The 20,414-nt window shown below is 62.1% G+C and carries 20 protein-coding genes and 3 pseudogenes; 16 read left to right on the top strand and 7 right to left on the bottom strand.

Annotated features, from left to right (window positions below; genetic code table 11):
• On the top strand, positions 1 to 282 hold a 282-nt coding region (locus AC07XB_RS36520), incomplete at its 5' end, for a helix-turn-helix transcriptional regulator (RefSeq protein ID WP_492832534.1).
• A 639-nt stretch (positions 283 to 921) separates the two neighbouring features.
• Here the strand turns inward: AC07XB_RS36520 and AC07XB_RS36515 are convergent.
• Together AC07XB_RS36515 and AC07XB_RS36510 are read right to left on the bottom strand one after the other, a co-directional pair.
• On the bottom strand, positions 922 to 1,314 hold the full coding sequence (locus AC07XB_RS36515; protein ID WP_492832536.1) for a DUF5131 family protein: 393 nt from the start codon (positions 1,312 to 1,314) through the stop codon (positions 922 to 924).
• A gap of 310 nt (positions 1,315 to 1,624) precedes the next feature.
• Complete coding sequence (locus AC07XB_RS36510) at positions 1,625 to 2,083, bottom strand: MarR family winged helix-turn-helix transcriptional regulator (RefSeq protein WP_492832538.1); 459 nt, start codon at positions 2,081 to 2,083, stop codon at positions 1,625 to 1,627.
• 65 nt (positions 2,084 to 2,148) lie between these two features.
• Here AC07XB_RS36510 and AC07XB_RS36505 point away from each other — a divergent pair, with 65 nt between their 5' ends.
• Positions 2,149 to 2,442, top strand: coding sequence for a DUF1330 domain-containing protein (locus tag AC07XB_RS36505; RefSeq protein ID WP_492832540.1), 294 nt, complete (start codon positions 2,149 to 2,151; stop codon positions 2,440 to 2,442).
• A gap of 489 nt (positions 2,443 to 2,931) precedes the next feature.
• Here AC07XB_RS36505 and AC07XB_RS36500 read toward each other — a convergent pair.
• Positions 2,932 to 3,402, bottom strand: a pseudogene (locus AC07XB_RS36500) (IS91 family transposase); the annotation flags it as partial.
• On the opposite strand from AC07XB_RS36500, the gene AC07XB_RS36495 reads away from it, so the two are divergent.
• Both AC07XB_RS36495 and AC07XB_RS36490 read left to right on the top strand, forming a co-directional pair.
• A complete protein-coding gene (locus AC07XB_RS36495) occupies positions 3,319 to 3,528 on the top strand; it encodes a hypothetical protein (RefSeq protein ID WP_492832591.1) in 210 nt (69 codons plus the stop codon). The pseudogene AC07XB_RS36500 and the gene AC07XB_RS36495 overlap by 84 nt on opposite strands.
• 565 nt (positions 3,529 to 4,093) lie before the next feature.
• A complete protein-coding gene (locus tag AC07XB_RS36490) occupies positions 4,094 to 4,267 on the top strand; it encodes an H-NS family nucleoid-associated regulatory protein (RefSeq protein WP_492832542.1) in 174 nt (57 codons plus the stop codon).
• Between the two features lie 540 nt (positions 4,268 to 4,807).
• Here the strand turns inward: AC07XB_RS36490 and AC07XB_RS36485 are convergent.
• The gene (locus AC07XB_RS36485) at positions 4,808 to 5,677 is read right to left on the bottom strand and encodes a LysR family transcriptional regulator (protein WP_492832589.1); all 870 of its coding nucleotides are present in this window, start codon (positions 5,675 to 5,677) and stop codon (positions 4,808 to 4,810) included.
• Between the two features lie 113 nt (positions 5,678 to 5,790).
• Between AC07XB_RS36485 and AC07XB_RS36480 the strand changes: the two genes are divergently transcribed.
• The 6 genes and pseudogenes from AC07XB_RS36480 to AC07XB_RS36455 all read left to right on the top strand — a co-directional run bounded on the left by AC07XB_RS36480 (position 5,791) and on the right by AC07XB_RS36455 (position 11,279).
• Entirely contained in the window at positions 5,791 to 6,915 is a 1,125-nt protein-coding gene (locus AC07XB_RS36480; RefSeq protein ID WP_492832544.1) for a mandelate racemase/muconate lactonizing enzyme family protein, read from the top strand.
• 75 nt (positions 6,916 to 6,990) lie between these two features.
• Positions 6,991 to 7,518 carry a 2,4'-dihydroxyacetophenone dioxygenase family protein gene (locus AC07XB_RS36475; RefSeq protein WP_492832546.1) on the top strand — a complete coding sequence of 176 codons (528 nt, stop codon included), beginning with the start codon at positions 6,991 to 6,993 and terminating at the stop codon, positions 7,516 to 7,518.
• Between the two features lie 380 nt (positions 7,519 to 7,898).
• A complete protein-coding gene (locus AC07XB_RS36470; RefSeq protein WP_492832548.1) occupies positions 7,899 to 8,909 on the top strand; it encodes a zinc-binding alcohol dehydrogenase family protein in 1,011 nt (336 codons plus the stop codon).
• Positions 8,910 to 9,077: 168 nt separating this feature from the next.
• Positions 9,078 to 10,400, top strand: coding sequence for an MFS transporter (locus tag AC07XB_RS36465; RefSeq protein WP_492832550.1), 1,323 nt, complete (start codon positions 9,078 to 9,080; stop codon positions 10,398 to 10,400).
• Positions 10,401 to 10,412: 12 nt separating this feature from the next.
• Positions 10,413 to 10,621 (top strand): annotated as a pseudogene (locus AC07XB_RS36460) (LysR family transcriptional regulator); the annotation flags it as partial.
• Between the two features lie 496 nt (positions 10,622 to 11,117).
• A complete protein-coding gene (locus tag AC07XB_RS36455; RefSeq protein ID WP_493688143.1) occupies positions 11,118 to 11,279 on the top strand; it encodes a hypothetical protein in 162 nt (53 codons plus the stop codon).
• A gap of 173 nt (positions 11,280 to 11,452) precedes the next feature.
• Here AC07XB_RS36455 and AC07XB_RS36450 read toward each other — a convergent pair whose 3' ends face one another.
• The 3 genes from AC07XB_RS36450 to AC07XB_RS36440 all read right to left on the bottom strand — a co-directional run bounded on the left by AC07XB_RS36450 (position 11,453) and on the right by AC07XB_RS36440 (position 13,704).
• Positions 11,453 to 11,767, bottom strand: a complete 315-nt coding sequence (locus AC07XB_RS36450; protein ID WP_492832554.1) for a hypothetical protein — start codon at positions 11,765 to 11,767, stop codon at positions 11,453 to 11,455.
• A gap of 169 nt (positions 11,768 to 11,936) precedes the next feature.
• Complete coding sequence (locus AC07XB_RS36445) at positions 11,937 to 12,227, bottom strand: hypothetical protein (protein WP_492832556.1); 291 nt, start codon at positions 12,225 to 12,227, stop codon at positions 11,937 to 11,939.
• Positions 12,228 to 12,489: 262 nt separating this feature from the next.
• Positions 12,490 to 13,704, bottom strand: coding sequence for a DUF4382 domain-containing protein (locus tag AC07XB_RS36440; protein ID WP_492832557.1), 1,215 nt, complete (start codon positions 13,702 to 13,704; stop codon positions 12,490 to 12,492).
• An 87-nt stretch (positions 13,705 to 13,791) separates the two neighbouring features.
• Here AC07XB_RS36440 and AC07XB_RS36435 point away from each other — a divergent pair, with 87 nt between their 5' ends.
• From AC07XB_RS36435 to AC07XB_RS36410, 6 genes and pseudogenes are all read left to right on the top strand, one after another.
• Positions 13,792 to 14,208 carry a hypothetical protein gene (locus AC07XB_RS36435; protein ID WP_492832559.1) on the top strand — a complete coding sequence of 139 codons (417 nt, stop codon included), beginning with the start codon at positions 13,792 to 13,794 and terminating at the stop codon, positions 14,206 to 14,208.
• 575 nt (positions 14,209 to 14,783) lie between these two features.
• Positions 14,784 to 15,593 carry an abortive infection family protein gene (locus AC07XB_RS36430; RefSeq protein WP_492832561.1) on the top strand — a complete coding sequence of 270 codons (810 nt, stop codon included), beginning with the start codon at positions 14,784 to 14,786 and terminating at the stop codon, positions 15,591 to 15,593.
• 15 nt (positions 15,594 to 15,608) lie between these two features.
• Entirely contained in the window at positions 15,609 to 16,571 is a 963-nt protein-coding gene (locus tag AC07XB_RS36425; RefSeq protein ID WP_492832563.1) for a toll/interleukin-1 receptor domain-containing protein, read from the top strand.
• A 250-nt stretch (positions 16,572 to 16,821) separates the two neighbouring features.
• Positions 16,822 to 17,070, top strand: a pseudogene (locus AC07XB_RS36420) (H-NS family nucleoid-associated regulatory protein); the annotation flags it as partial.
• A 389-nt stretch (positions 17,071 to 17,459) separates the two neighbouring features.
• The gene (locus tag AC07XB_RS36415; RefSeq protein ID WP_492832565.1) at positions 17,460 to 17,906 is read left to right on the top strand and encodes a Fur family transcriptional regulator; all 447 of its coding nucleotides are present in this window, start codon (positions 17,460 to 17,462) and stop codon (positions 17,904 to 17,906) included.
• 548 nt (positions 17,907 to 18,454) lie between these two features.
• Positions 18,455 to 20,410 carry a TonB-dependent receptor gene (locus AC07XB_RS36410; protein WP_492832567.1) on the top strand — a complete coding sequence of 652 codons (1,956 nt, stop codon included), beginning with the start codon at positions 18,455 to 18,457 and terminating at the stop codon, positions 20,408 to 20,410.
• The last annotated feature ends 4 nt before the right edge of the window (positions 20,411 to 20,414 follow it).

Here is a 20,414-nt window from a genome sequence, read left to right as displayed (position 1 = left end):
GCGCGGGATAGCGTTACGGTAGAGGAGATTGCCAAGGCGGTTGGCGTCAGCGTGCGCGCACTGCAAGTGGGATTCGCCACCTTCAAGAACACCACGCCAATGGCGTACTTGAAGCGTGTTCGACTGGAGGGTGTGCGCAATGAACTCCTGCACAGCGATCCTGCGTCGGTTGCAGATGTCGCCATGCGTTGGGGGTTCAGGCACCTTGGCCTGTTCGCCAAGGTGTATCGCGATGCGTTCGGCGAGCTGCCATCGCAGACACGTCGGATTACGAGGCGCTAGAGAAGCATCAGTTCCGCCATCGAGGGATACCCGTGCTCGGTGAGGGCAAGAAGGGCAGACGATCCGTCGCCGCCCGCGGGCGGATCGTCTGGGCGTTATCAACGGGAAACTCACAACGTAGTGCAAATATTAGTTGCGCCACACATGGCCTAGCCGGCCATAGGCCCGCCAATCGGCATATCTGCGTCCATTTAGTTTTGTGTGCGTTATTGGGATATTTCGCGCCGAGCGAGAAGGCGGATCGGGGATGCTCGAGAATCGCTGCGCAGACGGTAATGCGAGACGGCAGTCGACCCAGTTCCCCCTGCTGGCCGGTATCTCACGCATTTCCTAGAGGCTCAGCTCTGAGAAGAGGTCGAGGGTGCCTGTTGGAGAGGCCGCGGTCGCCACGTCGGTGTTCTGTAAGCGCGAAATTGACCCCCACCTAGTATTTGCGGCTGAGAGTGGGCAGGCTTGCATCCGCAACCACTATTTGCGGACGCTATCATGATAGAAGCCGAGTTTGACGTTCCGCCGCTGAGGGTGATCCGTATTCGCTCCAACGGAAAGCGGGACTTTGATCGAAGGGACAAGCGCAAACTGGTCGAGGCGTGTCTGCGGCCTGGGGTATGGGTAGCCGGGATGGCTCTCAAGTCGGTATCAATACGAACCAGTTGCGCAAGTGGATTCGGCTGCCCATGTAGTGAGCCCATGCGACAACTCGCCGATGGCTTCATCTAGCATCCCATGTGTGTTGCCGATCCGCTTGGTCTGCAACAGCCAATTCAGGTTTTGAGTGTCTGCGATCGGTTGCAGGAGTTCGACGCGCCAAGAAGGCGGCACCGCATTGTCGAAGACGTCGGCCAGGCTCGCGCAGAAGACGCGCCGGCGGTGGCCGTGGGCAGCGAAGAAGCCCTCGTGCTGCGCATTCCAGCGCGCCGGCTGCCCCAGGTTGCCGGCGCAGTGCGGGTACGCTGCGCGAAATCCCGCCCGTAGCGTTTGGACCAGTCGGCCGCATAGCGGTTCGCGCAGCCGGGACTTACCGCCTGGCACCCGAGCCAGGGCTTATCTAATTAAAAATCCCTGTTGCAACCGTCCCGGTGAAGGCCTGCATGCGAAACGGTGGCCCCGTGAACAGGTATGTCGCGATATAGCCTGTCCCAGACAGCCGTCCATAGACCGGAATCGGGCCACGAGCGGTCATAGCCGTAACGCGCGAATCTTCTCCATTGTGGTCGTTGGTGGCGTCTATTTTGGACAAAAAACGATGCCAACACAGTGCACAATCCAGGGTCGCCGTACGCGAATTCTCGTTGACTAGCCTTTCTGAGGGTATCTCGAGCCTCGTCCCGCAAATGTCATTTTATGTACATGAGGATTCTGCGGCCTCAGCCAGTTCCGCCATTGCCTGCCTTGCCGAACGAAGTTCTTCGTCGCCCATGCGACGGGCGAGTTCCGCCTTGGCCCAATTCCACACCGGGAACGCATCGACCACGAGTCGACGCCCTGATGTCGTCAGAGCTAGCCGCTTTCCAGCGCGGCCACGTCCGCCTTCAGCGCGGACCAAATCTCGGCTCTCCAGATTCTGAACATTTCGGCTGAGGGTAGTCGGATCGACCCCGGCCTCATCCGCAAGATCGACGAGCGTCGCCCCCTCGGCCGCACCGATTCCCACCAAGAGGCTGAATTGCTCGGCCGTCAGCCCGAGCGGCTTGAAGCAGGCATTGTAATATCGCGTGAGTGCACGCGCCGTTGCACGAGCCTGGAAGCCCGGACACGCTGCTGCGACGTCCTTCAAAGATTCTGGATCAAAACCGTTCACGTCTACCTCCTTGACAACCCCCATCTTAGCATAATAATGTATATGCATTATTAAGAGGAGGCACAATGCCGGCATACGTACACGTCAATCTACGCGTCATCGACTCTGCCAAGCAGGCCGCGCTCGCGCCGCGCTTTCAGGCGGCGCTAAAAGAGGCGGGCGGGCGGATTCTACATTTCGGTCCCGTTGCGCAGATTCTAGAAGGGGACGAGGTGCCGCTGCCGATGGCCGGCGTGTTTGAGTTTCCGACCCTCGCCCAAGCGCTAGCCTTTTACAATTCCGAAAGGTATGCGCCGATCAAGGCCGAACGTCGGAAAGCCCAGCAAGCGCGCATGTTCATAGTCGAAATGCACTCGTGAGTGACCGCTTTCGGAAGGCGTGACCGTGCGGAATGGGTTGCTATGCAGAGATTTACATAGAACAGAGGGTTTTTTGCTTAGCGGTCGCGGCCGCAGGCGTGTGAGCGGGACCCGGCGAGGTCAGCCCGCGACCGGTCATCAAAAGACCGTTTATGCCGAACCGCTTCGCAGGCGGGTGCGTCTATGGGCGGCGAATCGTCGCTGCGGTAATCCGGCGCGCTCCACACGCATAAGCCGGGCACTGGACTGCGATGGAGTGACGATGGCTATCGTGCGATGGGGGGCACGACATGTCAGGATGAATTGGGCTGCTTCCGGATACCTTTGCACGCGGGAGAGATTTGGTGGCACAAGCTCGAGCGCGTTGCCTGCAGGAGTGAATGGAAACGTGGTAAGTGATCATGCCGATGTGGATCAGTGAACGGGATGAGTGCAGGGTGGTGGACGTGGCAGTGTGCCGGGCAGAATGGTTTCGATGCAGACGGCCTGTTTGTAGTCTTTCCATCGGAAGCTGACTTCGTCACCGTCAAAGGCGGCTAGCCCGTGGTTGGAGATCGCGACCCGGTGGGGTATAGCGGCCCATATAGTCGAGTACCTACCTGGCCCTGCCGAAAGGAGGCTTCGCGTAGACGACCCACTTGGGCCCTGCGACGGGTGCGAGCCAGGCGGCGAAGGCTTGGGTATCGCTGAGCGGTTCGAGCGGGCCGTAGAACTGCAGTGCGCCTGCGTCGAAGGCGTGGCGCAACTGCTCGAGGAACAGTCGCCGGAACAGGCGCGAGAGCACTCGCACGGGCAGGAAAAAACCAAGGTGACAGGCGATCCAGCGCTCGCCGTCGTAGCAAGGTCACCGCCCGGCACCACACAATGGACGTGCGGATGATGCTGCAAGTTCTGCCCCCCGGTGTGCAGGATCGAGATGAAGCCGATCTCGGCACCCAGGTGTTTCGGATCGCCGGACAAGGCTTGATCGCTGATCGTCACGATGGCATGGCCATTCTGTTCGACACTCATGCACCAATTCGCGCCCATGGCCCGTGGCTCTTCAGTCAGCGCTTTGGCGTCGCGGCGCTTACGCAGATCAAGTAGTACATCGGATAGGTTGTCGTAGCCCATCAGCATGGCGAGGTCCTTTGCTGTGTCATAGGCTTCCAGATCCGCGACGTGGGCGTCGGCCGGGCGCGGCGGCCAGGTGATTGAGCGGGATGTCATGTACCTCGCAATGTTCCACGATTGCCTCATTCACTGCGTCGGTGCCAGTCAGAGCCTTGGCGCATACAATCATCGCTATGTGCCCCCAAACCGTAGTTGATTCCGGATGCCATCGCCATGGCGGCAGCCAGAGCGTTGCCGGCCCATAAGATGATGCCGGTTGCCGCAGCGCATAGGTATGCGAGGATCAGGACGTTACGCTTCTTCACTTCCCCTTTGCGATTGCGGCGTCGGGTTGCTCGATCACGTCGCGTCTTGGTGAGCTCGCGCGGACGATTTCCTGCCACCGCTCCAGTTCGCGGATGTGCTCGCGTAGCTTGTCGTCGCAGGGCTGTTCAGCGCGACCATGGACCCAAAGCCTTACACCTATGTTTCTCGAGATCGAGCGCGCCGCGGCCATCGTGTGTGGGTCCGTGTCTAGATGGCCCAGGACGGCCTGAGCTTGGCCGACCCCCAGGCCGCCGGTTGCTTTGCCGGGCCGCCGGCGCGGTTGCCTGTGGTGGCGGGCTGTCGCAACGCGCAGGGGCAGGGCTGGGATGGCCGCGGCGCCATGCCGGCCTGGCTGCAGCGGGTCATCAACGCGGGGCAGTCGGCGGAGCATTTTCGGGTGGGATGACGTTACGCGTCCGACCGGCGCAAGAGGGCGCGGTGGGCCAAGGCCGATCGCGCTGGCGCTACAAGCGGTGCTGGCCGCACCACGCTGTATGGGCAGATCAAGTGCTTCTTCCAGTCCTGCGCCAGCGAACGGGACCTAATGGATGCGCGCGGCGCCGCGCGCCGGCGGGCGGCCAGCACGCACTGGCTGCGGCATACACACATCTTGTTGCAGCCCGCAGTACTGCCCTCCGACTGCCCGAGCATTTGATGCGCTCATCTGGCGCTTGAGTCTGTGTGGCTTCGGTGTCCGCTTTTGAAGCCAATCGGTCCATGGCATCGCGCATCGGCACGCGCCCTCGTCAAGTCGAGCGGTGGGAAATGCGTGCTTGGGCGGTGGCCACGAGACCGGCGGATTAGCGTCCGCCACCGTCATTCCGGCTTCGACTTCCTTCAACATGCCGATGCTCTTCACTGAACCGCGACTTCTTCATGACAGCGATTCTTCTGCAGCTTTGCCACTAACTTTACAGTGGGATACTTCAGAGGGGAAAGGTCATTATCACCGCTCACTACGGGCTATCAGTACAAGTTCCTCCGCCAATTGAGAACGAACTGAGGTGCGCAGCCATGTCATCCCGACGTGTCGCGCCGGGCATGGCAATGGCAGCCGCCAACGCCGGAGCTGCGGATCAGGCGGCCCGATTACGGGCCAATCCGGAAGAACGGAAACACCGAAACCCTCCGCCACCAGTCTGGCGATGTGCTCGATGCCGTCCAATTCGAAATGCACTTTCGGCCGCACGCTGCGCGCGCGCAGGTACTCGTCGGCCATCTTTCCCCCTACCACACTTCGGTCATAGCGGATGAAGGGCTCGCGCGCAACGATAGCAAGAGGGTCTTCCGCGGGTAGGCTGCTGTGCGTGAGGAGAATCAGCGGTTCCTCGCGCAACAAGTGCCACGCGCAGGTTTTGGGCAGGTCGAAGGCCGGGTGTACGACGATGGCGGCATCTAGGTCCCCTGACATCACGCGGGCCAACAACGTGGCTGAGGTGCCGGGTTCGATATAAATCGGGATGTCCGGATGTGCCCGCATCCAGCGCCGCAGAAGTGGCGGCAGCATCCCCATTAACGCCGTTGGCGTCGCGCCCAAGCGAAGCGGCCCGGCCGGAAGGCCGGTATCGGATGCCGCCGAGCGCAAGTCGCGAACGTCACATAGCAGGTCACGCGCCCGGTCCAGGATACGGGCACCCGCTACCGTGGGCTTGACGGTGCGGCCCGCGCGAGTGACCAGCTTCGAACCAATATCGTGCTCCAACGCGCGGAGCTGTTGCGCCACGGTGGTTGGGGCCAAGTCCAGCCGGCGCGCCGCCCCGGCAATCGAGCCCGATTCGACGACGGCAACGAAGGTTTGGAGGAAGCGCATATCCATAACCGCATATTTTACGTCTTCTAAAGAGATAAAAGACAGCTTTTTGAGATGTTCAATTGAGCGCAAAGTCTCTATCGAGTTCACAACCAACCAGAGTCTAAAGGGGGCTTGCCGTGCCGATCATCCAATCCATTGAAGTCTGTGCAGCCCGCGTGCCGCTGGACAAGGTGACTTCATTCTCCAACCGCACCGTCACCGACCGACACTATGGTTTGGTCAAGGTCCGCAGCGCGGACGGCATCGAAGGCATCGGTTTCTGCTACGTGGGAAGCGCTGCAGGCGAAATATTCAGGATCGCGGTGGAACAACTGCTGGCGCCCGTGGTGCTCGGCCGCGATTCGTTGGCCGTGGAAGGCCTGTGGAAAGACATGTACCAGGAGGCCTTGCTGCAGGGCCGTATGGGTACCGTGATGCGAGCCCTGAGCGCCATCGACATTGCCTTATGGGACCTGAACGCCAAGAACACCGGTCTGCCGTTGCACAAATACCTCGGTGCCGTGGAAACCGATACCGTGGCGGCGTACGCGAGCGGCGGTTACTACGTAGAGGGCAAGACAGCCGAGATGCTCGGCGAAGAAATGGCCAGCTACGTGGCCCAGGGATTCAATGCCGTGAAAATGAAGACCGGCCGCTGGTCGCCACACGGCGAAGAGTCGCGCGTGAAGGCCGCACGCGAGGCCATCGGCCCCGACGTGGAACTGATGCTGGACTGCAACAATGGTTGGGTCGATACGGTCCAGGCTATGCAGTATCTCAGCCGCATCGAACAGTACGACCCTTACTTTATCGAAGAGCCTTTCGGCCCCGATGATATCGAGAGCCACGCGCGCCTGGCGCGACTCACACGCATCCCGGTGGCCACCGCCGAGATCGGCTACGGCCGTTGGTATCACAAGCAACTGCTAGATATGGGTGGCGCCGCAATCCTGCAGACGGATGCAGCTGTGTGCGGGGGCATCACTGAGTGGAAACGCATTGCCGCGCTGTCTGCAGGCTACGGCATCCAGGTTTGCCCTCACTGGTTTCACGACGTACATGCGCCATTGGTGGCGGCCACACCCAATGCGCGCTACGTCGAGTTCTTCTGGGACGACCAGGTGCTGAATTTCCGCCGGCTTATCGACCGCCAATTAGAACAAAAAGAGGGGCACGTCGTGCTGCATCAAACGCCAGGCCTCGGCTTCGCCTTTGACGACAAGCAGGTGGCCAAGTACGGCCGTTGGACCACCGCTTCCTGAGCGTGCGGCAAAACGCCCTCAAGGCCACATTTTGTCCACAACATAAACAATTTGTCCATATTGGAGACTTTAACTATGCCGACCGAACAAAATGATGCGCATCCGCTGATGCCGTATCAATACCCCAACCCTGTGGAGGCACCGCTCGAAATAGTCACTCCTAACGCAATTCCAACCGACGAGAGACTGTGGGTGCCTCAAGCCGAGAACGTGTGGTTCAGGCCACTGTGCCTGAATGCGAGCCAAGGCTACTGGATGAATTTGCTGCGCGTGCGCAAGTCAGGCGTGGTGAGTCGCCATCGTCATCCGCAGGCTGTTCACGGGCTCGTTCTCAAGGGCCGTTGGAAATATCTCGAGCACGACTGGGAAGCAACCGAAGGCAGCTACGTATTCGAGCCGCCTGGTGAGACTCACACCCTCTATGTGCCGCCGGACGTCGAGGAGATGATTACCTTTTTCCAGGTGAACGGAGTCATGTATTACACCGACCCCTGGGGCAAGGGAAACGGTTGCGAAGACGTATTCACGAAGATTGAAATGTGCAAAAAGCACTTTAGGGAGGTCGATCTCGGCGAAGACTATGTCAAGCAATTCATCCGCTAAACCGTAGCCGGATCATGAGGGCCGTTCGCGATGCGAGGCGCTCATGATGCATGACTCCACCAACTATCAGTCAGTGCTGGAGGCCCTCAGTCTGGGTTGCCGTGGCCGCTTCGCGGCGACATCTAAGGGTAGCGGTTCGTCGATATGGTTGGTGATGGTTGGTGGGTGGTCAACGCTATGGTTCAGGACTTACTCGACGTAGGCTCGTGGGTTCATCCCGTTGAGTTTGCACGTCTCGATCAGGCCATATATTCCGCGGATGACGCGAGATAGACGCCGGAGCTTATCCGGACCTGGACACGTCCCACGATTTCGTCTAGTCAACATCGATGGCCCGGTTCGAACCGATTAGGGCCACGAATGCCTTTCAGTGAGAATCCATGAAAACAGTCGTTTGCACGCAGCCCGGCGAACTCGTGCTGGAAATTAGGCCCCGGCCTGTGGCTGGACCGGACGAAGTTTTGCTGCGGATCCGCCGGGTCGGCGTATGCGGCACCGATCTGCACATCTACACAGGTAACCAGCCGTACCTCAGCTATCCGCGCGTGATCGGTCACGAACTCTCGGGCGTCGTCGCTGATGCTCCGGCCGGCAGTGGGCTCGCGGAAGGCGATAAGGTCTATGTGATGCCTTACCTCGCATGCGGTCACTGCATCGCGTGCCGGCAGCAGAAGCCGAACTGCTGCACGAACATTCGCGTGCTCGGCGTGCACGCGGACGGCGGCTTGTGCGAATACCTCACGGTGCCAAAGGACTTCGTCTATCGCGCGGACGGCGTAACGCTCGATCAGGCCGCGATGATCGAATTTCTGGCGATCGGCGCGCACGCGGTCGCGCGCGCCGCAATAGGCGAACGCGAACGGGTGCTCGTCGTCGGTGCGGGGCCGATCGGAATGGCGGTGATGATCTTCGCAAAGCTGCGCGGCGCGCACGTGACAGTGCTTGAAGGGCGGGCAGATCGGCTAAATTTCTGCGTGTCTCGGCTTGGCGTCGACGCAGCGGTCGCGCTCGGCGACGGCGACGTGGCCACTCTTGCCGAATATACCGGCAACGAATTCTTCGACGCGGTGTTCGATGCCACCGGCAATCCAAAGGCGATGGAGCGCGGTTTCGATTTCGTCGCACACGGGGGCCGCTATGTGCTTGTGTCGGTCGTGCTCGACCGGATCTCATTCTCCGATCCGGAATTCAACAAGCGAGAGATGACGCTGATCGCGAGCCGCAACGCGACGTCAGCCGATTTCGACACGGTGGTCGCCGCGATGAGAGCAGGCCGGATCCCTACCGATGCGCTGAACACGCACCGCCTCGTGCTTGACGACGTACCGGCGCAATTCGCGACGCTGTTGAAGCCGGAAGCGCATGTGATCAAGGCGATCATCGAGTGCTGAGATGACGAATCCGATCATCCAGCTTGACACGAGCCGATTCGCGCAATCGCACGTTGACCTGTTCGTGTCGCAGGCACCCCAGAACGGTCTCGAGTGGCGTCGCTGAGCGCGGTTGCCGCGACGTCTGGCCACACGACAAGACAAGACAACAAGACAGGATTGGAGACAATGATGGACTCACAGACGCTGCACACAAAGACACCGCTCGATCGCGCGGTCAGGAAGGCTGCCGTCAGGCTGCTGCCGTTTCTCGCACTGATGTATGCGTTGGCATTCATCGACCGTGCGAACGTCGGCTTCGCGAAGGTCGCGTATCAGGCAGATACTGGGCTGTCCGATGCGGCGTTTGCGTTTGGCGCCGGCATTTTCTTCGTCGGCTATGCGATCTTCGAAGTTCCGAGCAATCTGATCCTGAGTCGGATTGGCGCGCGGCTGTGGATGAGCCGGATCATGGTCACGTGGGGGATCGTGTCAGCCGCGATGTTGGCCGCGCATACGCCGACGCAGTTCTACGTGACCCGCTTCCTGCTCGGCGCCGCCGAGGCAGGTTTCTTCCCGGGGATCATCCTGTATCTGACCTACTGGTTCCCGGAGAAGCAGCGCACCCGCGCGCTTGGCCTTTTCTATTTCGGCGTGCCCGTCGCGATGCTGATCGGCAATCCGCTATCCGGCTTCCTGCTGCAGATGCACGACATGTTCGGCTTTCGCAACTGGCAATGGATGTATCTCGTCGAAGGGCTGATGTCGGTCGTCGTCGGTGTGGTCGCATTCTTCTATCTGCCGAACCGCCCGAAGGATGCTCGCTGGCTCGATGGCGCCGAAATGCATGCACTTGTCGAAATACTCGACGCTGAAGAGCAGACGAAGCCGAAACATCTGACGCGGGCCGTGTTCGGCGTGCTTAAGGACCGTCGCGTGTTGACATTTATCGCCACATACTTCTTCATCCAAATCGGCAATGCGCCGCTCGCATTCTATCTGCCGTCGAAGTTTGCAGCGACGATGGGCAGCCAGATGAACGGCCGGATTGGCCTTTTGCTGATGATTCCGTGGCTGTGCACGATCGCGGCGATGTTCGTCGCGACCCGCTTCGCCGATCGTCGCCGCAACCATCTGACCGTCGCGACCGCGATGCTGGCGGCCGGCATTGCAGCGTTCGCATCGCTGTCGATGATCGACACGCCGGCGCTGACACTGATCGCATTCTGTATCGCGATTCCTGGACTCGTCGCATGCCAGCCGGTGTTTTGGGCACTGCCGACCCGCTACCTTGGCGGCACCGGTGCCGCGAGCGGGATCGCGTTCATCGTGTCAATCGGCAACCTCGGCGGCTTCGTATCGCCGCAAATCAAGGCGTTCGCCGACGCGGCGACGCAAGATTCGCGCGCCGGCTTCCTTGTCGTCGCGGCGTTCAGCGCGATCAGCCTGTGGTTGCTGCATTCGCTGAAGGATCGACTCCCTGTGGCGAAAGCGCAGGTTTTGTCGCAGTAAGCCTCCGGTAGCATGTACCGGCGTCGAGCAGAACTTCGCCACTTGCGCTACTTCATCGCCGTCGCCGAAGAGCTCAATTTCCGCCGCGCGGCCGAGCGCATCCACATCGACCAGGCCCCGCTGTCGCGCACTATCCGCGACCTGGAGGGAGCGGCTCGGCGTGACGCTGTTCGTTCGAGCACCCCGCAGGCTGCAACTCACGCCCGCCGGGGTCAAGCTGCTGGACCAGGCGCGCAAGCTTTTCATCCGCCTGGAACGCACCAAGTGCGTCGTCCGCGAAACCCATGCCTTGCACCGCGAACCGCTGCGCATCGGTGTGGACGACAGTCTGGTGCAGCCGAACCTGGCCACATGCCTTGCCAAGCGGCAGGCCATCGCTCCCGACATCCCGCTGGCACCGCGCCACGCCCCAACGGGTGTCCCCGCGGCGGTTCGATTCCAGACTTGACGCCTGCGTGCCGCGGTGGCACCTGCGCGCTGGAACCCATACGCCAAGGAGGTGGCCCCTATGCCGACGGCAGCGACCGGCATCCTGTTCGGACAGATCTTTGTTGTGCCCGGCGTCGCCCTGGACGGCACACGCGTTGGGATATCAATAAAGGCTCGGCCCCGCCTGGTTCGATGTTTCCGGCATGCCGGTCTACGAGCCCTGGAAGCTCTGATGCGTATGCGCCCCGAGTCTTCGAGCGCGAAGGGATCATTGCGGCGTCGAGCGGGATGCTGGCGACCGGCGCGGCCATCGCGATGGCAGTGTGGAGTGCACGCCTGGCCAAGCGCGTGACCACCAATGGCTCGGCGCGCTGGGCCGAACCCGACGAGATCGCCAAGGCTGGCCTGACGAAGCACGCAGGTGTGGCGTCAGGTTTCAGGGCTTGTTGATGATGGAGTGGGCGCAAATCGCTCCAGCGCACCGCCTGATGTCCGTATTTCACCTGCACGGTGAATTTCAGCAAACGCTGAAATTGATGGACCTAGTGAAAACCTCCCGTCGTCCGTCGCGGTGGCTTCCCGACATGGGCGTCAACAGAAGTACGGAGGATGCTGCTCCGCGATCAGATCGTAGCCTCGGCTTGCCCTGTCGATTTCGACTGGCTACGACATGTCCGCGCCGTTGACGCACCCGTATCCTCCATGCAGGCCGCTACGTCTGCGGCTATGGCGGTCGAGCTTTCTGCGGAAGCACTCTCCCGGCGTAATTGATCGAGGTGATCCGCCCACTGCTGCAGCATGACACGCCTCTCGTCTTGGTAGGCATGGCGGTTGTAGGCCGCCCGGACAGCATTGGCTGGAACGTGCGCCAGGCAATGCTCGATGACGTCGATGTTGCCGCCGATGCTGTTGAAATAGGTGCTGAAGGCTGCACGCATCTCGTGCGGCGTACCTGCACGAAAAGATCTCGAGGGGATCCGTGTCCTTGGAAGGTTGGCTGCGCAGTGCCTGTTGCACAGCCAACCTCGGAGCCGCTAGCGCTAGTCCCCGGACAACTGCATCCACTGCGTCGGCGGACAGCAGGTACATTGCACGGGGTCAGGATGACTAATGCTTGCTGCGGTGCGAATGGGCCTTGCTGTGGTGGGGACCCGAGCGCATTTCGGCACGATCTCCGGCACGCGCCCGTCCTTTGTCTCGGTCTGCCGCGTCAGGGCCGTTGGTGTTTCGCAGCCCCTGATTGCTGATGTGAGTGTCCGACCGGCCGCCGAAATCGCCCCGGGTCCCGGTGGCGGCACCACCGCCCATGCCGCCACCACCACGCTGGGCATGGGCAGCCACCGAGGTGGCTGCCAGGACTGCGGTCGCGATCAGGCAAAGCAAACGGGTCTTGTACATGAGATTCTCTCCTCCTATGTTCTGCGGGAACGGCTTGACGCGATCGCGATCAGCAGCGTCCTTTCTTTGCCTGCCCGGGCGGGCAGAAGCCCGGGCCTGGGCCTGGATCAGCGACCACGGCGGCGGGCGTCACCACGGCCACACCTGGCGTGTAAACGGTACAGCCACTCGCGAGCGTGGCGATCAAAGCGATGGCGAATGCAATTCTCATTTTTCTTCTCTTATGGATTCAGGGTGCCGTAGATTACCGGCACCCTGGGCATCAGAATGCAAAGTTCTGGGTCACATTCGATAGGGTCACGTTGACCTGCTGCGTGCTGACCGTCCCAGCCGCGCTGGTAGCCTGGATACTATATTTGCCTGCGGCGCCGGCATCCGCCGCCAGCGGAATCGGCAGCGTGGTCTGGTAGGTCCCGACTACCGGGGCGGCCGCCGGCAGGGCCGGCTGGCTCGGGAACAGGCTGTAGGCGCCGGTGTCGGAGGCGGCTGCCGTCGCGGCAATCTCGAAGGTGCCGCCTCCCGTGAGTTGCAGGGCGCGGAGCGTCGCTTGCGCACTGGCAGGGGTGACCGTCCCGGAAGCGGTGCGGAACACGGAGGTCGGAAGGTTGATGGGTGCCGCAGCGGTCGCGACAGCGGTGCTGCCACCCGCCACCACCGGCACGCTGCGCACGATGCCGGTGCCGCGGCCGTTTGTCGAGGTCGGCACGATCACCACGTCGACATTGCCGGCGGTGCTGCTCTGCTCAATCGGCGAGAGGGTGAAGTTGCCGTTGGCGTCAGCCACGGTCGCCTTAACGACTATGCCATTGCGCTCGGCATAGACCTGGGCGCCGGGTGCGCTGCTCAGCACACCCGTGATCGCACCGCTCACCACGGTCGGCAGGGCAGTCACCACAGGCTTCAGACCAAAAGTGCCATTGCCGCGCGCGACAATCGACTTGCAGGCATCGAAGTCCAGGATCAGGTCAGTCAGGGTATTGGGCGCCACCGTGAAAGGCCGGATGATCTTGATGCCGGTCTGGACTGCGCTGGGCGTATCGAGGGCTTGCTCGCTACCGCCGGTGGGAACCACGGAATTGGCCGGGGCGCCGGCGCCGTTGGGGACCAACACCAAGCGGATCTGCTGGTATGTGCCGGCTGGCAACGGGGTCTGGCCGAGTGTCGTGAGCACACCGTTGGTGAGTGACAGCAAATCGATCGATCGCGCCGGGCTGACAGTCACGTCGGCCCAGCCAGTGCCATTCACGTCGGCGTTGGGATCGGTGTGGACGCGCACCTTGTCCACTGTGACAAAGACATGGTCAAAGCCGCAGGAAGGCGCGTCGGTCATGGACACGCTTAGGGTGCCTGAACCGCTGCTGGACGATCCATCGCCACCGCCACCGCCACCGCCACCGCCGCCGCAGGCGGCAAGGGCGAGCGCGCTGCTTAGCGCGAGAAGCCGAAGGGGGCGCGGGAAACCGTGCTTAGGATTCATGATGAGTTGTCTCCGGTTTTGGGACAAAACGAGGATAATCCTCGTCCTCATGTGGGCGCAGTAATAATTTGTATCCACTGATATTCGATGACGCAGAGCAACATCAAGCAGCTCGCAGCCCGAGTGGTTTTGATTCCTGGTATCGCATCTTCCAGTAATGCAGAACAATCCGGCGGTTGGCACCCATGCCAACCGCGCGACAGCAAGATCGAAGGCGTCACGATCGCCATTTCCGGCGTGAGCAATCAAGCGCGTCCTCCAGGCCTGCACGAGCAAGATGAACTTGGTGGACGCACGCGGGGCCACGCGGCTGCGCACCGCCAACACCAACTAGATTTGGCACACGCATATTTCCCATGCGCTGGCGACCGAGGCGCCGACGGAGGTAGTACAGCAGAAGGCCCCGGGCACGCCTCGCTCGACACCATGTGTTACGTGACGACCGAGGACGCGCGGCGCATGGCATCGCTCAAACGGTTTTTCGAACAAATGGAGTCCGAGTGACGGGCGTGGGGTTCAGAAAAATCTCCGGGGGTATCCTCGCCCGCGCCGCACGGGTGGCCGACTCGCGCGGCCCGGCCGGGGCGCCGCGGGAGGAGGTGCAGCGGAACGCCAGACACGCCTAGCTCGATACCACCACGCGCTACGTCGCCACGGAAGACGCGCGCCGCATGGCGCCCATGAAACGGCTTTGGCAGCGTGATTAGGGATGGCCGCGCTCGTCTGAAGTTTGACGGCTTAATGATCCGTGCAGGTCAAAAAGGTCGTCAACCGACTCTCCGTTCTCGCCGCGATTTCATTCGGATGGAGGCAAGTACCGTGGCTTTCGACGGAGCGAGGAGACACCGGGCGCGAAAGACGCACTTGGGGGAGACGATCCGTGTGAACCACGCCAGGTAGGCCGCCCCCCCGCGCCATGGGAACTCGACTACGATTTCGTTAGACTGGCGTGTCACGGCGCACGAGAAGCTCGAATCGACAGGGCCAAAGGCAGGCCGGGACGCGAGATGCCATGCGCGGCTAACATGCGATAGCATTACCTGCCGCCTAGCCACGGTGGTGGAAACCGAGACACCGCGATGACCGACATTGAAGTACTGCTCTATGACAACCAGATGCGGGGCCAACTGATCTTGGCGCTGCGACGAGCTATCGTCGATACCTTCGACGAGGGCGACCGGCGCGAGTTTGCCTACAGCACCGGCCAGCAGTTCATCCTGACCGATCCGCGGTTGCTGCGTAGCCTGCAGTGGAACGACCAAGACTACGGAACCTGTGTCTTCAAGGCGTTGGAGCAACTCGCACGATACGCTGGGCCGGCGCTCGCGCAGATGGTCACGCATGACAAGATCTCCACATGGCTGCAGTGCAATGAGCCGACGCTGCACGCTGCCCTCGGTGGCTCGCCGGTGCATGTCTCCGTTGCGCTGCCGCAGATGCTCACCGGGGCAGAGGTCGTGCGCCGTGCGCTGGCCGACGCCGAGAACCTGATCGCGAGCTCTGGCCCGGTGAGTGCGGTGGATAGGTTGCACACGGCGCTACACGGGTACCTCCGAGACCTGTGCAACGACAGCGGCCTTTCCGTGAGCAGTGATCCCACGTTGACGGCGTTGTTCAAGCTGTTGCGGGAGAAGCATCCCAAACTGATCGGGACTAGTCCGCACGAGCGCGAGGTCACGCGCATTCTGCAGTCCTTCGCTAGCGTGCTTGATACCGTCAACACCCTTCGCAACCATGCGAACGTGGCGCATCCGAACGAGGTGCTGATGGGGGAGGCTGAGGCGTCTCTGGTAGTTAATGCTACACGGACGATATTCAACTACGTGGTCGCCAAGACTGAAAAAGGCAATCTCGGTATCGACTCGAGCCGGGGCTCTGGACCTAGTTAAATTGGACGACAGACGATGACGACGACGAACAGCCAGCCGATGCCGCTGTATAACCTGATGATGTCGGGCAACGATGATGCATGGAAAGGCTCGACGTGGCGCATGGGCTACGACCGTGTGTTCGAGCATACGGTAGAGGCAATCAAACACCGCTTTCAGCCACAGGGCAACGCGGCGTTGATGGATGACGCCGCATTGACAGCGCTGATGCGCTTACCGACGCTCTTCACCTACGAGAAGAGCAACGGTGGCCCAGCCTTTGTCGGCCGCATCACTGCGTTGCATCGCGGGCAGAGCGAGTTCGTCATCACGCTGGAACGCGATCCGACCGTGGCGCCGCTCTCTCACGAGACCTACGTGGCCATGATGGCCGATCTCGACATAAGCGGTCGTGTCGAGCCCAATCGAACCCATTGGGCGGTCAAGAACGTCGACCTTGGTATCGTGCTGCATCGGGCAGGCGTGATGGCCCATCCGGTGCTGTCGCCCCCACCGCGCCCGCCAAAGGTTTTCGTGTCCTATTCGTGGGATTCGGACGCACATCGTGCGTGGGTCGTCCAACTGGCAACATGGCTCCGCCAGCATGGCGTTGACGCCGTTCTGGACCGTTGGCACGTGCGGCCCGGTGAGGAGCTGCCCGCCTTCATGGTGCGGTCGTTGCGCGAGGCTGACCGGGTGCTGGTGATCTGCACAGAGCGCTACGCGCAAAAATCACGGAACCGCGAAGGCGGTGTCGGCTTCGAGCAGATGCTGTCGTCCGCGATCCTGTTGCGCGACGTCGGCACCAATAAATTCCTCCCCGTGGTGCGGCAGGCCAAGCGGCCTTACGACGTCCCCGATGAGCTGCAAGGGCACCTGTTCATCGACTTGTCCGATGGGCCGGGCGAGCAGGCAGCCTATCTGGAGTTATTGCGCGATCTGCACGACACGACCGCGATTCCGCCGGTTGGGCCGCGCCCGGCCTACTTTGGGGGCTGAGGCCGGGCGCTGCTCATCGTACTGCGAGAAGGGATGGGAGATATCGGGAACTGCGCAGCGCCCGTTCGGGAATCAGGGTTGGGGAGGCTGTTCGAGCTAACCGGGCGGAATGGGCGCCGTGGGCCCAAGGCCGACCGTTTCGAGCGCCGCGGCGCATTGAGGCGATACAGGCGGTGTGGAACGCCGGCAAGGCCGACTGATTGTGTGGCCCAAAATGTTGCACCTTTCCGACTCCCATAACCTGATACCTATGTCTCTTGAGATTGAGCGCACCGCGGCCATCGTGTGGATCCGTGTGCAGATGGCCAGGCACGGCCTGGCCTTGGCGGACCTGCAGGCCGCCGGCTGCTTTGCCGTCGTGGCGCCGTCGCCGCCACCACCCGCGCCGGCGCGCACCTACCGCAACGCCGAAGGACAGAAGTGGGGCGGGCAGGGCGAGATGCCGGCCTGGCTGCAGCGGGCCGTCAACGCGGGGCAGTCGGTGGAGCATTTCCGGGTGGCTGGCTCGGCGGCGGTGAGGGCCAGCATCGCGCGGGATCCAATGCACTGGATTTCTGGCCGCCTACGTTGTGGGATCCGGCAAACAGCCGATTGACCGGCAGCGACGGCCGCCAGCCGAGGTCGCATGAATGTACGGGCGGCGAGTGCACTCTGGATCGGCCTAGCAAAGCGAAACGCATGGAGGCTAGGGCGTTCGTCGATGGAAGTCGTGATGTCAATAAAACGATTTTACTATCTAAAAAACGAAAATAATGGGTATTCATCATCGTGAGAGGGCGCTATCATTAGGCTCTAGCCAGCATAAGGTGCCCATCCCCGAACGGGCGGCACTCCAATCCGAGAACGTCACGAGTTGTTGCGTTCCTATCCATCCGGAAGTGACGAAATATGCAGCGGTCCACTCGCCAGCGCGCAGCTATTGCAGACGCCTTCTCATCAGAAGGGCGTCCCTTGACCCCCCAAGAGATCCTGGAGCTGGCTGGGACCACCGTCCCCGCCCTGGGGATCGCCACGGTTTATCGGAATCTCCGGATCATGATGGACGAGGGGGTGCTGCAGGTTGTCTCTCTCCCGGGACAGCCGCCGCTGTATGAGCCCATGATGCATGAGCACCATCACCATTTCCAATGCAAGGTGTGTCATCGCGTCTTCGACATCCACCAATGCCCCGGCGACTTTTCTGGCCTGGCGCCTCGGGGTTTTGTTGTGGAGAGCCATGAACTCACGCTATACGGCCGATGCGGCGATTGTGCACCGACCCCGAAGCGCGCCGGACCGACTGCAAAGGCCGCCGAGACAAAGCCTGCCTCCAAAATTCACGCGCGCAAGTCTTGAACGTCTTGGGCTGATTTGCTAGCAGTGCATGCTGGCAGCGACATCGACGACAGGCCTCGTGGCCGTCCTAGCTGCCGAAGGCCGGCCGCGCGTAGAGCACATCCACATCACAGTCGAACTTCAACCAGTGTACCGGTCTGCTCAGCGAGCTTGATTGAGGCGGACTACCGCCTGCGGCGCCGCCCCCTCTGAGGCAGCGGCAATGCCCATCCGGGCCTAGTTGGATCGACGCCATCCCGGCGGCTCGTGCGCCGTCGAGTAGTCCTCTTGACCTTGAATCCTGACCGGAGACGCCCAGGTTAGCAATTGCCTGCACGTTAATGGTAATGAGAAACTAATATCATGTAACATCACGCCTTTTGAGCTTTCTGGAAGGGGAGTGAGGCGTGGTGATGCGTAGACGTGGTCGGCATAGGTGGCAGTGCGGAGGCATGCGGAGCGTGCCATCGGCGCTGGCAGGGGCGGCACTGGCTCTCAGCAACGGGGTGGCGCGGGGCGAGGAGCCTGTCGGATCGCGGGAGTTCACTCGGACCGCCGAGCTCGAACCAGTGACCATCACCGGCACACGGGAATTCTCGCCTGCCGTGGTGACTACACGCAGCGAAGGTCTGCCCACCCCGGTGACTGTCATCCCGTCCGAAGAGCTGGAGCGAAGCAACTATGTCGGCGAATTCGGGGATCTGTTGCGGCGGGTGCCCGGACTGATGGCGCACAACATCGGCCAGGGCAACATCGGCACGAGCATCAAGATGCGAGGCTTCGTGAGCCTGCAACACGGGGCCGACGTGGCGGTCTATGTGGATGGCATGCCGCAGAATGTGCCCGGCTCGGCGATTAACCATGGAATGAATGATCTGTCGTGGCTCACACCCGACATGATCGAACGGGTCGAGGTCATCAAGGGGCCATTTTCCGCGCTGTACGGCGATCAAGCTCGTGCCGGCGCCGTCAACATCGTGACGCGTCGCAGTGCCCGCAACAGCGTTGCGCTAGAGGCGGGTACGTACGGCCTAGCTCGCACGAGCCTGGTCCATTCCGGGACCGTGGGTGGGGACATTCAGACCTTGTTCGTGGGTGACCTGTACCACTCCGACGGCTATCGCGCGAACGCGGATGCCAATCGAGGCTCGCTGTTCTTCAAGGCCAGCGCGCTGCGCGGCGATGGCTGGTGGTCGCTCAGGGCCGCGCATCACCAGGCCCGATGGGATGCACCCGGCTTCCTGCCTCTGGATGGCCTGCTCAACGGCAGTGTCGACCCACGGGACCGCGACCGCCGCGTACCGCCGCAGGGCGGCGATGCCAATCGCTCCAGCCTCGTGCTCACCCGCGATCCGGCACAAGGGGAGGCCGGCTGGCAGATGACGGCCTACCTGGAGCGCTACCAGCGCACCCGCGTGGTCGGCGTTACCGCGAACGGCACCAACGACCAGAACGATGATCGCTGGATCTACGGCGGGCGCGTGGCCCAGAACTTCCTCTGGGGACAGACCGGCGCGCTGACGATCGGTGCCGAGCTGCGCCGGGACAACGGCGATGCGTCGGTGCGCCGTACGACGAACGGCGTGCCGACAACCAACTACGCATCGAACTATGACCTCGACTTGCAGAGCGCGAGCCTGTTTGCGCAGGGCCAATACAAGCTGATACCAAGCGTGAAGCTGATCGGCGGGCTGCGCCTGGATCGCTTTGACTACGACATTGGCAACCGCAAACTCCCAGGCGCCTCGGTGAACTACGGCAAGACCGCGGTCTCCCCGAAAGTGGGGGTCGTGTGGTCGCCGGTGGCGGCCGTCGACGTGTTTGCCAACGTGGGCCAGGGGCTGCGGTCGCCGAGTCCGGCCGAGCTCAGCCCCAGCGGAGCGCTGGGCCCCCTGGGCGGGAGTGGCGGTCGCGGCAACCCGGATCTCACGCCACCCAAGGTGACGTCCTACGACATGGGCTTGCGGACCTGGGTGACAGACGGCCTACAGCTCTCCGGCGCGCTCTACCACACGAAGAACGACAACGAGATTACGGCCATCACGCCCAGCGAGTTCGCGGCGGTCGGCCAGACCACGCGCGAGGGCTGGGAGATGGAGGCGCGCTATGCCTGGAGCGATGCGCTCGCTTTCTACGCGAGCTACGGTCGCATCTCGCGGGCCAGCATCGACAGCGCTGCGCCCGGCACCGCCGACAGGCTCTCGGTGCCAAGGGACACGGTGAAAGCGGGGGTCGCCTACACGGCCCCCGGCGTGGCAGGCGGCACGTTGCGGCTCAATGCCGACGTCTACTACCTCTCGGCGGTGCCGTACTTCGCCGCGGCCACCAAGGACTACCGATCGACGCCGAGCTACGTCCGCTATGACCTGCGCGCGACCTATGCCCGCGGCGCGTGGGAATACCTGGCCTATGCGATTTTCCAGCCGCGCCGCTGGGCCAGCGAGATCGCGCCCGGCAGCACGGGCCCGCTGCTCGATCCGGCGCCCCGGGTCCTGCTCGGCGCGGGCATCAAGTACCATTTCTAATCGG

The organism is Cupriavidus sp. GW821-FHT02F09, from assembly GCF_059421605.1.
This window is presented reverse-complemented; position numbering and strand designations above follow the sequence as displayed.